The organism is Pseudomonas siliginis (assembly GCF_024072275.1).
Lineage (GTDB): Bacteria > Pseudomonadota > Gammaproteobacteria > Pseudomonadales > Pseudomonadaceae > Aquipseudomonas > Aquipseudomonas siliginis.
Map to the genome: position 1 here is coordinate 599,313 of NZ_CP099598.1, position 13,946 is coordinate 613,258.

The 13,946-nt window shown below is 57.7% G+C and carries 12 protein-coding genes; 7 read left to right on the top strand and 5 right to left on the bottom strand.

The genetic code is table 11. The features are described 5' to 3' along the window. Nucleotides 1-2: 2 nt before the first annotated feature. Nucleotides 3-818, bottom strand: coding sequence for a thiosulfate sulfurtransferase (rhdA, locus tag NF676_RS03205; protein WP_076565369.1), 816 nt, complete (start codon nt 816-818; stop codon nt 3-5). A 42-nt stretch (nt 819-860) separates the two neighbouring features. After that, nucleotides 861-2,399 (bottom strand): HDOD domain-containing protein, encoded by a 1,539-nt coding sequence (locus tag NF676_RS03210; protein ID WP_252887221.1) that lies wholly within the window; start codon nt 2,397-2,399, stop codon nt 861-863. Between the two features lie 166 nt (nt 2,400-2,565). On the opposite strand from NF676_RS03210, the gene motA reads away from it, so the two are divergent. Together motA and motB are read left to right on the top strand one after the other, a co-directional pair. Beyond that, nucleotides 2,566-3,417, top strand: a complete 852-nt coding sequence (gene motA, locus NF676_RS03215) for a flagellar motor stator protein MotA (RefSeq protein ID WP_024011357.1) — start codon at nt 2,566-2,568, stop codon at nt 3,415-3,417. A 3-nt stretch (nt 3,418-3,420) separates the two neighbouring features. Beyond that, nucleotides 3,421-4,461 carry a flagellar motor protein MotB gene (motB, locus tag NF676_RS03220; protein ID WP_073471668.1) on the top strand — a complete coding sequence of 347 codons (1,041 nt, stop codon included), beginning with the start codon at nt 3,421-3,423 and terminating at the stop codon, nt 4,459-4,461. Between the two features lie 59 nt (nt 4,462-4,520). Here motB and NF676_RS03225 read toward each other — a convergent pair whose 3' ends face one another. The 3 genes from NF676_RS03225 to rsgA form a co-directional block, all read right to left on the bottom strand. Next, the gene (locus NF676_RS03225; RefSeq protein ID WP_041480739.1) at nt 4,521-5,006 is read right to left on the bottom strand and encodes a toll/interleukin-1 receptor domain-containing protein; all 486 of its coding nucleotides are present in this window, start codon (nt 5,004-5,006) and stop codon (nt 4,521-4,523) included. After that, nucleotides 5,006-5,965 carry a caspase family protein gene (locus NF676_RS03230; protein ID WP_252887222.1) on the bottom strand — a complete coding sequence of 320 codons (960 nt, stop codon included), beginning with the start codon at nt 5,963-5,965 and terminating at the stop codon, nt 5,006-5,008. Before NF676_RS03230 ends, NF676_RS03225 begins: the two co-directional genes overlap by 1 nt. Nucleotides 5,966-6,277: 312 nt before the next feature. Next, complete coding sequence (rsgA, locus tag NF676_RS03235) at nt 6,278-7,309, bottom strand: small ribosomal subunit biogenesis GTPase RsgA (RefSeq protein WP_024011360.1); 1,032 nt, start codon at nt 7,307-7,309, stop codon at nt 6,278-6,280. Between the two features lie 107 nt (nt 7,310-7,416). On the opposite strand from rsgA, the gene orn reads away from it, so the two are divergent. The 5 genes from orn (at nt 7,417) to NF676_RS03260 (ending at nt 13,911) form a co-directional block, all read left to right on the top strand. Beyond that, nucleotides 7,417-7,959: an oligoribonuclease gene (orn, locus tag NF676_RS03240; RefSeq protein WP_016771957.1), complete on the top strand. Its 543-nt coding sequence runs from the start codon at nt 7,417-7,419 to the stop codon at nt 7,957-7,959. A 102-nt stretch (nt 7,960-8,061) separates the two neighbouring features. Beyond that, complete coding sequence (locus NF676_RS03245) at nt 8,062-8,676, top strand: trimeric intracellular cation channel family protein (protein WP_177342722.1); 615 nt, start codon at nt 8,062-8,064, stop codon at nt 8,674-8,676. Between the two features lie 177 nt (nt 8,677-8,853). Continuing rightward, on the top strand, nt 8,854-9,879 hold the full coding sequence (locus tag NF676_RS03250; RefSeq protein WP_252887223.1) for a hypothetical protein: 1,026 nt from the start codon (nt 8,854-8,856) through the stop codon (nt 9,877-9,879). 184 nt (nt 9,880-10,063) lie between these two features. Then, entirely contained in the window at nt 10,064-12,583 is a 2,520-nt protein-coding gene (locus NF676_RS03255) for a leucine-rich repeat domain-containing protein (RefSeq protein WP_252887224.1), read from the top strand. A 341-nt stretch (nt 12,584-12,924) separates the two neighbouring features. Next, a complete protein-coding gene (locus tag NF676_RS03260; protein ID WP_252887225.1) occupies nt 12,925-13,911 on the top strand; it encodes a hypothetical protein in 987 nt (328 codons plus the stop codon). Nucleotides 13,912-13,946: the final 35 nt, after the last annotated feature.

The window sequence follows — 13,946 nt, forward strand, 5'->3', positions numbered from 1 at the left end:
CCTTAAATCTCGACTGGCGTGTCAGGGTGGTTGCCCCATTCGCCCCAGGAACCGGCGTAGCCCTTGACCCGCGGATAACCGAGGGCTTTGGCCACCAGATAAGTGAAGCCCGACCGGTGATGGGTCTGGCAGTGGGTAATGATTTCCTTGTCCTTGGTGATCCCGAGGTTTTCGAGGATCTGCGGCATGTCGCTGCGGATACGCAACTGACGCGTCTGGTCCATGCCGGCAGTCCATTCGAAATTGACCGCACCGGGGATGTGGCCACCCTTGGCGGCGAGGACTTTCTCGCCGGAATATTCCAGCGGCCCACGCGCGTCCCAGATCGCCAGATCGGCGGCGCCGAGACGGCTTTGCAGGTATTCGCGGGTGGCGGTCGGTTCGTCGTGCAGGGTCAGCGACACTGGGCCACCGACGGCGGCCGGCACTTGAATCGACATGGGCATGCCGTCCGCCAGCCAGGCCGGAAGACCACCGTCTATATAGTGGTACTTGTCGTGGCCAATGACATCGAGCAGCCAGATGAAACGCCCGGCCCAGCCGCCGCCCTCATCGTCATACACCACGTAGACCGCGTCTTTGCGATGACCGAGCTCACCAAACAACGCTTCCAGATCGGCCTTCGCCGGCATCAGCCCGGGGGCCGGTGGCTGGCCGAGCTGGGTGCGTTTCGGGTCGACAAAACGTGCGCCGGGCAAGTGACCTTCGGCATACCGGGCAGGGCTGGTCAGGTCCACCAGGATCAGTTCCGGGGACTCCAGACGCGGCAGCAGGTCGCTCGGCTCGATGACAAGCGGCAAGCCAGAGAAGTCAGACATGTGAGGTCTCCAGAGCACAAAGGGGAGGATTGTAGCGCAGGCTCATTGGCCACGGCTGCTAAAGCTGTGCAGGGCTTTTTCGATGCACTGCGCGGTTTTGCCGAAGGCTTGCACAGTGATGTCGGCGAAGGGGCCGCCGCCCTGATCGGCAACGACGATCATGATCACCCGACCATTGTTGACCAATGAACGCAGAAACAGATGTTCGCCACGAAACAGCGTGCGCAGGCTCGCCGGTAACAAGGCCGAGAATTGTGCGTTGTTCTCCGGCGTGATCCGCACCTGTGCCTGCTGAGCGAGCAGGCGTTGCAGGACTTTGCTCTGGCTGACGACAAAACTCAGCGCCGCCGCATCCTTCGGCAAACCGGCGGTCTGGTGTACGCGCAGGGTCGAGTGCGTGCGGTCGGCCATCAGAATCATCACCCGGCGCATGCCGCTGGCCACCAGTGCCTCGCGGGCGGCGACGGTCAGGCTCATGGCATTGGTGAAGCGGCTGGGTTCGGCGAGCAGTTCGGCGCATTGCCGACGCCACTGGCCCAAGTCATCCGCATTCGGCGCTGCTGCCGGGAGCATGCCGGCCGGCAAGCGACGAGTGCCCCACGGCCAGATCAGCGAAACCGCCGGGTGCCACAAATCGGGCATCGCATGCTGACGCGCGCTGTTCGCCGCTTGCTGGTGCAACTGTTGCTGCACTTCGTCCATGGAAATCTGCAGATAGAGGCTGGTCAGGTACTGCCAGCGCTTGCTGTGCGGACTGTCCCAGGCCTGTTGCGCCGACAGCGCCAGCCCATTGGCCAGCAGCACGGTATTCGCCGGCTGGTTGAGCCAGCGGCGCAATGTCGGGTCATCGTCGAGGCGATTCTGCTGGCGCAGCGGGTGTTCACTGTCGCGGGCGATGCGCAGCACTTTGACCAGTTCGCGTTGTTCGCTGAGCAGCAATTTGTAGCCTTGCTCGACCCAGATCGGCAGATGCCAGGCGTGGACCAGTGCCTCGGCGATCTTCAACAGGCGCACGCCGAACAATTGCTTTTCGACCACACGTGCCGACTCGCCCTTGTGGATCACGCGCAGTTCCCACTCCTCGAGCAACTGCGGATACGTCAGTGCCAAGGGCCACAGCGGCGACAAAAACAGCAAGCTGCCCCAATGAATGTCCTGCCACAGCCGCGCGAGGCGACTGGCAAAAAAACCGTTGGCCTGTTGTGTCGCGTGTTGGCTGATCAGTTGCAATTGGCGCAAAGCCTTGGGGATTTGCCGGTGCGGTTCGGCGGGCAGGCGCGCGAGCAATTCTTCGGTGCGGGCAAGGCCCAGGCGATTGATTGCCACCTCAAGATTTTCCGCCGGCGCGGCCATGGTGCCGTGGGTGTGACGATTCGCCTCACGGATGACGCTCAAGGCCAGCGCCGGGCTGTCCTGCATCAGATCGGCGATGTCGCGCAGCGAGCTGCGATTGTCGCGGATCGCCCGGCAGACTTTGTCGTGAGCCTCTTGTGGTACGGGCAGGCGGACGCTGTCGAGCAGCTTGACCCAAGCCTGGAGCGTGGTCGGTATTACCGATGGAATGTTCGTTTCATTAGCCATGTCTGGACGAGATCTTCACTGACTGTAGACGCGCCCGGCATGGGCTAAATTGGCTTTTCGCCTGAACTGGCTATAGTCTGGCGCAGTTTTGCCGATAAGTAGAAGAAGAGATTTTTTAACTTCCGAATATGACCTTGAACCCGACTTAAACAAGTACCTTCTACCTATGGCTAAAATTATCGGCATCATCGTCGTATTCGCGAGCGTGCTCGGCGGATACGTGCTCTCCCACGGCAAGATTGCCGCTCTGATCCAGCCCTTCGAGGTGATGATCATCGGCGGTGCGGCCCTCGGCGCATTTCTCCAGGCCAACCCCGGTTACATGACGATGCACGTGCTCAAGAAATCCCTGAGCATGTTCGGTTCGCGCTTCACCCACACCTTCTACCTGGAAGTGCTCGGGCTGATCTACGAAATCCTCAACAAGAGCCGCCGTGAAGGCATGATGGCGATCGAAGGCGACATCGAAGATGCCGCCGCGAGCCCGATCTTCGCCAAGTACCCGGCGGTGCTCAAGGATGAACGCATGACCGCGTTCGTCTGCGATTACCTGCGCATCATGTCCTCCGGCAACATGGCTCCGCACGAACTGGAAGGCCTGTTCGACATGGAACTGTACAGCCTCAAGGAAGACCTCGAGCACCCATCGCACGCGGTCAACGGCATCGCCGACGGCATGCCCGGTTTCGGTATCGTTGCGGCGGTACTCGGTATCGTGGTGACCATGGCCTCGCTGGGCGAGGGCGACCAGGCGTCGATCGGTCTGCACGTGGGTGCGGCACTGGTCGGTACCTTCTTCGGTATTCTCGCGGCCTACGGTTTCTTCGGTCCGCTGGCGCATTCCCTGGCCCACGATGCCAAGGAAGAGCTCAACGTCTACGAAGCCATCAAGGCCTCGCTGGTGGCTTCGGCGTCCGGCATGCCGCCGTCGCTGGCGGTCGAGTTCGGGCGCAAGGTTCTGTACCCGGCGCACCGTCCAAGCTTCGCCGAGCTGGAACAAGCGGTTCGCGGTCGCTAAGTCATGGAAAATAATCAGCCGATCATCGTCAAGCGCGTCAAGCGCATTGCCGCCGGGCACCACGGCGGGGCGTGGAAAATCGCCTTCGCCGACTTCGCCACGGCGATGATGGCGTTCTTCCTCGTGCTGTGGCTGCTGTCCACCGCTACGCCGGAACAGAAGATCGCCATCGCCGGTTATTTCAAGGACCCGGTCGGCTTCTCCGAAAGCGGCACGCCGTACATCATCGACTTGGGTGGCACGCCGACCCTGGCGCCGGAAAACACCCTCAACCCGGAAGTGAAGTCGCAGCCGCAACCGGACAAGGTCACGGTCGACACCGATCAGGTTGAAGGCATGGCCGAGCAAGTCGAGAAGGAGCGTCTCGAGCTGCTGTTGCAAGAACTGCAGAACAAGGTCGACGAGAACCCGCAACTGCAGAAGTTCAAGGATCAGATCCTCTTCGAAATCACCCCGAACGGCTTGCGCATCCAGATCATGGACGCCGAGAACCGGCCGATGTTCGACTCCGGGTCCGCACGCCTGAAACCGTACTTTGAAGACATCCTGCTGGCCATGGCCGACACCATCAAAGCGGTGCCGAACAAGATCAGCATCAGCGGCCACACCGACGCCAAGCCGTACATTGGCACTGGCGACTACGGCAACTGGGAGCTCTCGGCCAACCGCGCCAACGCGGCTCGCCGTGCCCTGGTCGCGGGCAGCTATCCGGATGCGCAGGTGGCGCGGGTGGTCGGTTATGCCTCGTCGGCGTTGTTCGATCGGGAAAATCCGTTCAACCCGGTCAACCGCCGGATCGACATTGTCGTACTGACCAAAAAAGCCCAGGCCGCCATCGAAGGTGCGCAGGGGCCTGAGGCAGCGAAACCGGCGGATCAGGGGCAGAACGGTGCTGCTCCGGCAGCCCCGGTTGATCCGAATGCGTTGCCGGCGGACAAACAGCCAGTGCCGGCTCACGAGTTGCGCGAGCGGTTGAATCTGTTTGACGATGCGGCGCCGAAACCGGCTGAGCCGGGTGGGGCGGCGCCTGCGCCGAAGCAGTGAGTGAAAAAAAGCCGACAGTGATGTCGGCTTTTTTGTGGCTATCACAGGCCGGCACAGTCTCAGAATCCCCGACGAATCCGGTTCTTCAGCTGTTCATGAAACATCTCTGCATCGCGCTTGTAAGCCCCTTTGACCGATTCGCTGATCGAATCCAGCGCCATCGACCGCTTGTTCGACACCTCATCACGATACGCATCGATAAAGAAATCCAGATCGCTGGCCGTGCTCAGCTTCGGCCATTTGTCCAGATAGATCGGCAGTTGCGCAGGTCCGGTCTTGAACGTACAGATCCGCCGATTGCTGATCGTCGCCTCGCCAATTTCGAACGGCACCCACCACGACAGTGCAGTTGTCTCCGACACCACCGCCAGCAGATGCGTGCACTCGGTGATGTTGCGGGTAATGACCCCGGTGATGTCGTCCGTGGTCTGCGATTCCGGATCGAGGACATCGAGATATGTCCTGATCTTCGCTTGGGTCAGGCGGGTGTTGATGGCGATCGCATGGGCGCGATCCATGTGGCGATAGCTGATAAAGACTGGCATCAGAAATGTCCTTTGAGGGCGAGTTCGCGGTAATAGGCGCCGAGTGCCGTCAGGCGGCAGCCGGTGGAGTTGAGGGCGGCGTAGTACATGTGCTCGGCGTCGACCGGCTCGATCAGGCTGTGGCGGTTGCACTTCTGCAACTGGGCGAAGACCTCGCCGTGCTCAGGCACGAACGCCTTTTCGGTGGGCTCATAGCTGGGGTCGAGCGGGTAGACCGATTCGGCTTCGGCGAACCAGTCGGGCAATTTGCGCAGTATCTCCTTGGGGATCAGCGGCGAGACTTCGCGCAGGGAAATGAACTGCGACACATTGGTCTTGAACACCGGACGCTGTTCCCAGGCGCCGAGGGCGTTGTCGACAAAGGAATACAGACTGCCGGGGGTGATTTTGCCGAGGATATTCGCCGCGCCGCCATGCAGCGCTTGCAGGAGCAGGCCGGTGAACACGCCGTGCTGCGCGCCCTCCAGCGCCGGCTCGGCTTTTTTGCAGGCGGTGAGGATCGTCATACCCTCGCTGACCATGCTGCTCTCGCTGCGCAGGGCGCGCACTTCGCCGGCCGAACCGCTTTCGCAGCAGTCGAGGATGATCACTTTGTTTTTGATTCGCGTGGCCTTGTCCGCCCAGTTGAGGATGTCGCTGATGCGGATGCCGTCCTTGGCGTTGCGGTAGTCCTGCGCGATCAACATGCCTTCGTCAGTGTCGGCGTCGAAACCGCCATGGCCGGCGAAATACAGCAGAGCGACGTTGCAGTCACCGGAAAACAACTCGCGGATCTGGTCTTCGAGTTTTTGCCGGCTCAAATAATCCTCGGCGGACGTCAACACGACATTCTTGAAGTTGGGGTCGCCGTTGGCATTGGTTTTCAGCACCGAAGCCATGGCCATGGCGTCGTTGCAACAGCCGCTCAGGCCGCCGATATGCGTGTAATCGTTGATGCCGATGAACAGTGCCTTGCGCATGGTCACCCCACCGTGTGCAGGCGGATCGCGCCGACGATGCTGTGGGCACTGCACGCGTGGATGTAGCGAGACGAATGGCGGATGAATAAAACACAGGTTGGCATGGCTTTCCTCGAAGGTCGCTGTGAGCGAAGGAGGAAAGGAATGTAGGCCGCTGGCTCAGGCCTACAAGGTCTGCGCGGCAAAACAGAAAGGTCCTGCAAGCAGTCGCGCAAGTGCCTACAGAAGAGGCTGACGTTTAAGAGGAGAGAGGTGAGTCAGATGCAGTCCGACAGCCGGCAACCCATGGCACAGGGCTGCCGGCGCGACTGTTTAATAACCGTTTTCGGGCAGGCTGGCGATGATCGAGCGATAGCTGTTCATCCGTTGCTGCTGGATGCGGCCATCTTCGAGCGCCTTGAGCAGCGCGCAACCCGGTTCGCGGTCGTGCTTGCAGTCGCGGAAACGGCAAGTGCCGAGCAGGTCATCGAACTCGATGAAACCGGCTTCGACATCGGCGCGGCTGACGTGGCCCAGACCGAATTCACGGATGCCCGGGGAGTCGATCAGTTCGCCGCCGCCAGGGAAGTGGAACAGGCGCGCGGTGGTGGTGGTGTGCGTGCCCTGACCGGACAATTCCGACAACGGCCCGACGCGGGTTTCGACTTCCGGCAGCAGGCTGTTGACCAGCGACGACTTGCCGACGCCGGACTGGCCTACGAACACGCTGATGCGCCCGTCGAGCTGCTTTTGCAGCTGTTCCATGCCATCGCCGTGGTGAGCCGAGACTTCCAGCACCGGATAACCCAGCGTGCGGTACACCGCCAGCAACGCGTTCAGCGCCGGGGCGTTCTGCTCGTCGATCAGGTCGAATTTGTTCAGCAGCAGAAGCGGGCGGATGCCGGCATGTTCGGCGGCGACCAGATAGCGGTCGATCAGGTTGGCGTGCGGCTCGGGCAGCGGCGCGAAAACGATGACGATCATGTCGACGTTGGCGGCAACCGGCTTGAGCTGGCCACGACTGTCGGGGCGGCACAGTTCGGTGCTGCGCGGCAGTTGCGCGACGATCACGCCAATGCCTTGGTTGCCGGCGCGCCAGACCACTTTGTCGCCAGTGACCAGCGCTGGCAGGTTGGCGCGCAAGTGGCAGCGGAACACTTGACCGGCGAGTTCGCCGTCGACGGCTTCGACTTCGACCTGCACGCCGAAGTGGGCGATCACCAGGCCGTGTTGCTCTGGGCCAAGGTCGCCGCCCTCGAGGGCTTCGACCGCCGAGGACTCGCGTTTGGCGGCGCGTGCGGCGCGCTCGCCCTGGATCTTTTCGATGCGCCAGTTTTGACGACGATTGAGTTGGCGTTTGGCCATGGGTGTTCCGTCTGAAGAATGCAGCGATTAGGTAAAACGGCCGCGAGTTTAGCACGCCCGGCCACCGGCCTAGGCTAAACTGCGCAGCATTGCCTAGGAGCCCGAATATGCAAAATCCGCAGAACCTGATCTGGATCGACCTGGAAATGACCGGTCTGGACCCGGACAACGATGTCATCATCGAAATGGCCACTATCGTTACCGACAGTGAGCTGAACACATTGGCTGAAGGTCCGGTGATTGCCATCCACCATAGCGACGAAGTGCTCGCGCGCATGGACGAGTGGAATACCCGCACCCACGGCAACTCCGGTCTGACCCAGCGTGTGCGCGACAGCCGTATCAGCATGGCTGAGGCAGAAGCTGAGACCATCGCCTTTCTGGAAAAGTGGGTGCCGAAGGGCAAGTCGCCGATCTGCGGCAATAGCATCTGCCAGGATCGTCGCTTCCTTTATACCCACATGAAGGCGCTGGAAAGCTACTTCCACTATCGCAACCTCGACGTCTCGACGCTCAAGGAACTGGCCGCGCGCTGGGCGCCGGATGTGCGCGACAGCTTCAAGAAGGGCAGCACGCACCTGGCGCTGGACGACATTCGCGAATCGATCGCCGAGTTGCAGCATTACCGCAAGCACTTCATCAAGTTCTGAGGGAGCGGCTTTCCGCCTTCGCGAGCCTGCTCGCGAGAGGCGCGCCCTCTTCTGGTGCGGCGCCGAAATGGCTAGACTGCGCGCCTTCCTGCCTGGACTGCCATCATGTTGCTGATGCTATATCTGATCGCCATTACCGCCGAAGCCATGACTGGCGCGCTGTCCGCCGGACGACGAGGCATGGACTGGTTCGGCGTGGTGCTGATCGCCTGCATCACCGCGCTCGGTGGCGGTTCGGTGCGCGACGTGTTGCTCGGGCACTACCCGCTGACCTGGGTCAAACATCCGGAATATCTGGTGCTGACCTCGGTGGCAGCGATGTTCACCGTATTCGCTGCGCGCTGGATGCGCCACCTGCGCTCGCTGTTTCTGGTGCTCGACGCGGTGGGGCTGGTGGCGTTCACCTTGATCGGCTGCATGACCGCGCTGGAAATGGGTCACGGCATGCTGGTGGCATCGGTCAGCGGCGTTATCACTGGTGTGTTCGGCGGCATCCTGCGCGACATTTTCTGCAATGACATTCCGCTGATATTTCGCCGCGAACTTTATGCCAGTGTTTCATTCGCTGCGGCATGGTGCTACATGTTTTGTCTCTATATAAATGTGCCGGGCGAACAAGCCATTCTGATCACTTTATTTGGCGGGTTCCTGTTACGTCTGCTGGCCATCCGTTTCCATTGGGAAATGCCGAAGTTCGTCTATAACGACGAACATTGAACATTCTTGCATCGGTGTGTTTGGAACTGCTTTAAAGATAAGGCAATGGCTGGCGGCTGATACGCGCATATTTCTTACACTTTTCACTTTGATATTTTCTTGGTGGGTATGTAACTTTTTTTGCTGACATGTTTTCGATGTCACTATCAAGTTATATTCTCACAGAGGAGCTGTATTATGAGTGAAAGCATGGATGCTACAGGTAATCAACAAAACACTTCGCCCGTTCTTGTGGGGTTGTCCAGTCTGAAGGTCAAGTTTGACGCCAGTGATAACACTCAAAGCAGGGCACTTTTTGCTAATGGCCGGATGCAAGTCAAAGTTCAGGTGCTGGTTGCCGGAGTAGACGCCGACGGCAACGCTGTGCATGTACCGGAAGATGTAATGGAAAGCATCCAGCTTATTCATTACGCGACCGGCAAGACCTTGCGCGATGGTTGGGTCGCGAGCGCGGTCCAAGGGCGGTTTACGCGTGAGGCACGGCCTGCACCGGATGCCTTGGACAGGCACGATGATGATCTTGAGAATGACAGCGTTCATCCACAGGTGCGTACGTTCTGGGTTTCCTCGTCGAGCGCCGGAACGACTGAGGTCGGTGCGCGCCTGTCTCTCAACGGGGAGAGGATTTTGAGCAACGGAACCACCCCTGTCAGTGTTCATTACAGCAGCGTGACTCTGGAGGCTGAAAAGCCCGCGACATATGGAGTCTTTCAGTTGTATCAGAACAGGATTGGTAATGAGTCGCCTGGTAATCGTATCTGGAAGTACCATCTGGGGCTTTACCCGGACGGGAAGCAAATCCGCCTGGTCGATTGGATGGTCGAGAGGGCTGAAGAGGGCGAAAACCTCGATTTTGCGGGCGGGAACAGGCTTAACGAAATCAAAACAAATTATATGAAGTGCATTTTCGTCCGTCCCGAAAAAACCAGTGTGACCGTCACCTTGCCTGATAGGGGTGATCCGTTTGTATATGCTTTCACCGGCGATGCGCAAACATGGAATCACAAGCATTACAAAGTAAATACGCAAAGCGACGGAGAACTCACTATTGTGCAGGCGTTATCCGAATACTCGGAAAATACCGGTGCGCAAAAATATGGAAGTGTCCTCTACTTTATCGCTATCGATGAATATGGTACCGGGCATAAGTTGGCGATTCGCGTGAGTTTTTATGAGCGCAATTTGTCTCTTCAGCGAGGCTGAGTTTCATCATCCATTGATGCAATGTCCTGGGATGTAGTAGCTGTATATGCGTTTGGCATCGCGGCTGCAGATAAGCTGCCATGTTCGATAATCAGGCATATGCACGAAAGTGCTTTATCTGATGCCTTGCGCTGGCCCGCAGCGATGTGTGGCCAGCGTCACCACTCCTCAAGGATGAGCATTCATGACTGGCAAACCGCCGAAAATCAAACCTGTATCTGCCCCAACCAGACCCATCGAGTCCAGCGGGGATGGCCTGCCCCGGGCTCTGAACCCGTCACCGACAATGCCGCATTCGACTGTCGCACATCATCAGGGACCCTTGCCTTCGCCATCTTCTTCAGATTCGCTTGCAGTGATGCCTGTCATCAGTGTGAGCACGAGGCCGAAATATTCCACGATCGACGAGTTCGCAAGTGTGTCCGCAAGGAATTCGCTGGAGAACTACTGGATACCCACGCAAGAGCGTCTCGACGAGACCGATGCATGGGGCATCGCAATCATGAAGCAGCGTCAGTATGTTGCCGTCGCTGACAATCACATCGTACAAGTGGTCCGAGACCCCGAGAGCGGCCTGTTTCGCGCCACACATGCCAGAGAACTGCATCCCTCCGGTCCGCTGTTGAGGCCTGACAGCGAGGGCCGTTTGTGGCATCCGCTGGATGATCCTGAGTCGGCCAATCCAGTTGCAACTGTCTTTACCGGACAAAATCGCACGACAGAGCTTCCCGGCACGGAGTATTCAATAAAGGATTTCCCTCCACTGATGACCCAACGCATATTTGCCGTGAGCGGCGTCGACGCGATGATGGCGCACAGGTCCGACATTCATCCCGCTTCGCTGGCATTGCTGCAGGACACTGCGAGGCGCTTCGCCCTCGATCAAAAGATCCGCCAGTTCATCACCCAAGTGCAACATTCCGATCCGACCGTGCGTGCGCAAGCCGATTCACAACTGCAGGCTTTGTTAACGCTACAGGCAACTGATCTGAGCGAGCGCGTTATCGAACAGTCCCGCGCTTTGCTCTTTGAGCAGAGCGAGCGGGCGTTCGAACTCGATTGCGATGACAATACGTTGCAGATGCGACGGATTTTTCCTCATCTGCCCAAGACGATTGCTCAGGCGTTGTGGCGAGAGGCCAGTGCCGCCGACCACAGGCATTTGCGCCTGCGGCCGGGAATGCCGCGGCACATGGCAGAAAAAACGCTGGTGGCGCTACGCGAGGTGCGTCTCGCCAGGGCGTGCGAAGGAATCTATCTGGATGCGGTAGCCAGCCTGGACACTGACCAACTGGCGTTGCAGATGATCGGGCAGCTTGATCAGTGGCCGCGACAGATTCGTATCGAGATTCGTCTGCAAGCGTCAGAGGGTGAGTCATTGAGTGCTATTGGCGATGCTCGATCGCCAGTGCGGCACATATTGATTCGTCAGCATGAAGGCTACGTTATCCAACGCAGCGGCATCGCGTCCCCTCAGGATCGGATGGATCTGTATGCCGCCGTCTGGCGCCTTTTACTGCCCGGGCAGCGCCAGTTGCTCGGTGTAGCGCAGGGCGGTGGTGCGGCTCTGCGGCAACTGGTACGCGCACAGCCATTGCCGTCGCGCCAACGCGTGAGCGAATTGTTGGGACTGGCACCGGTGCAGGTAACGGCTGTTCCGGCCAGCGCCCAATACGCGCAAGCGGGGCTGCGAGGCGGCGGCGATGTCAACCCGATGTTGACAGGATCCGTTGTGGAACGTGTCCGTAGCCTCTATCCGCAGCTTGCTGACAAGGAGTTGGCCGCGTTCGTTTCCGAGCGCCTGGGATCTGAGCCGTCCACAGTTTTAGCGCGCCTGGAGACAGACCTCGCAATATTGCGCAATGAATTGGCGATCTGGAGTGCGGAAGGATTATCGACCCAAGCGGACTCTTCGCAGGACGCAATGCAGATCGCAGAACAGCGCCAGGCTCGCGAGCAATTTAGCGCAAAACTGCAAGATATCTGGCGACGCAAGTCGGTTTCCAGGTGGGGTTACGGTGACTATCATTTTTCCCATCATGTCGATTTTACTGGTGAGTTACCAAGATTATCCGCCAGGTTCGACTATGTAACAGAGTTGATATTGACTGTGGAAACGCCAGGCGCACGCATCGGCGCTTTTTTTGACAGTTTTCCCAATGTTCAATATTTGATGGTCACTGGCATAAAAATGGAGGACTTCCCGTCAGGGATATTCCAAATGCGCCAGTTGCGTCAACTTGTGCTGGACGATTGCTCGCTTGAATTATCTGAAGCGACGGCTGAAGGTGTGTCCAGGATCGAGACGCTCACTTTGTTGAATCTGGCCAACAACCCTCTGACAGTTGCTCCGCATGTAGGCTTCATGACAGGTTTGACCGAGTTGATGCTATATAACGCCAATCTCTCCAGCCTGCCTTCCGGTATAGACAGGCTTGGAGATCTTCGGGTCATGGCGTTACAGGATAATAATATCTCAGACATAGGGGGCGATCTGTTCGATATTCCGGATACTCAAGATCTATATGTTGGTTTATTGAACAATCCGCTGAGTGACGAGTCGATGCGGCGGATTAATCAATATCTTGAAAATTCCAGTATGGACCGGAAAGTGGAAATCCAGACGGAAGAAACAGTTTCAGACGTTGATTCCGATAGTGAGTCATCGGAGAGCGGATTTTCGACAGGTCCAGATAGCGACTGAGTGTTGTCGAAAGTAACGGATCGATCACGCTGCCAACATGATTTGGCAAACATAAGCTACTCGCTGACTCCCCTTCCGGTTCGGGTTGATTGAATTCGGAAGGGGTAACAGGCCATCGTGGGCCAGAATCAAAGGGGCGAAGGGCTTAGTGTTGAATCTCGTAACATGCAGATCGCATTTTTTGAAGTTATTAGCATCTGTGTGAATTATTAAAGATAATGTTGAAAGTTTGCTTTTTCACAAAATGTCAAATGTCGCGGCTGTTTATATTTAAATTCGACGTTAATACTTTGCCGAGCCCTTGAAGGGCGAAATATATTAATCGGCTGAGGTGTTATCAGATGTTTGATGAGCAAGTTGGTATTTCCCGTATCGAGGTAAAGCTCGACGCCACAAATCTTGGCCAGCACAAAGTGCTTTATGCCAACGGTCGCATGCAGGTGCGTGTATTGGTGCTTCTGCACGGTATCGATAACAATGGCGACGGCGTATCGCTGCATGGACATCCTGCATTGCCGTCATTGCGGCTGATTGCCTACAACGGTGCTCGGCCTCTGGAGGGAGACTGGAGTGTTTCGATTCAGGAAAATCGTTACGCTCACGAAATGTCGGGTGGTGCAACGCGCCTGACAGAACTCCCTCGGGTTAGTGACAACCAGGTAAGCAACGCCGCAGATCCGGTACAGATTTTCCAGTTCTGGGTCTCGGCTTCCCGACCTGGAATTATGGAAGTGGCTGCCGAGATCTCCTTGAATGGCGTGGTATTGCGAAGTAATGGGGTTGGTTTCGACAGCAGTGTCACGCTGGAGGCGATTCCTCCAAAAGAGTACTCGCTGAGCAGCTTTTCATTGAGCAAGTATGATGAGAAACGGCAGAGGGGTCGATACGATTCGATTCAGCATTATCATATTGCCCTGCGCGCTGAAGGCAGGCAGATTCACCTCCTTGACTGGTACAGCAGTGAGGTGAAACTTGATCCTTATGATTCCGAAGAGGCAGTGCAAGTCTATGTGTCCGGTAATATCCCCGGAATACAAGGTAGTCGCAAAGTTTTTTATGGCTATATGGCACCGATATATGGCGTGCAAGCAACATTCCGCAGTCCCCTGAGCTACGTTACCGTCCCTATCAATAAGGTGCCTGGGCAATTAACCCTTGTTCAGTATCTTTCCGCTGACCCGCAAGCAGCACGGGAAAATGAAAGCGCATTCGAGTTTGCCGTGTTCGATGAGTTCGGTACGGAGCACCGCCTTTGTATCGATGGTGATAAAGAGCGGCTCACTTTTATTCTGGATCAATCCAGGCGGTCAATGAAGCAGCTTAGCTGACTTCGTTGTGTGGTCGGCGCTTTTTGCTGGCCAGT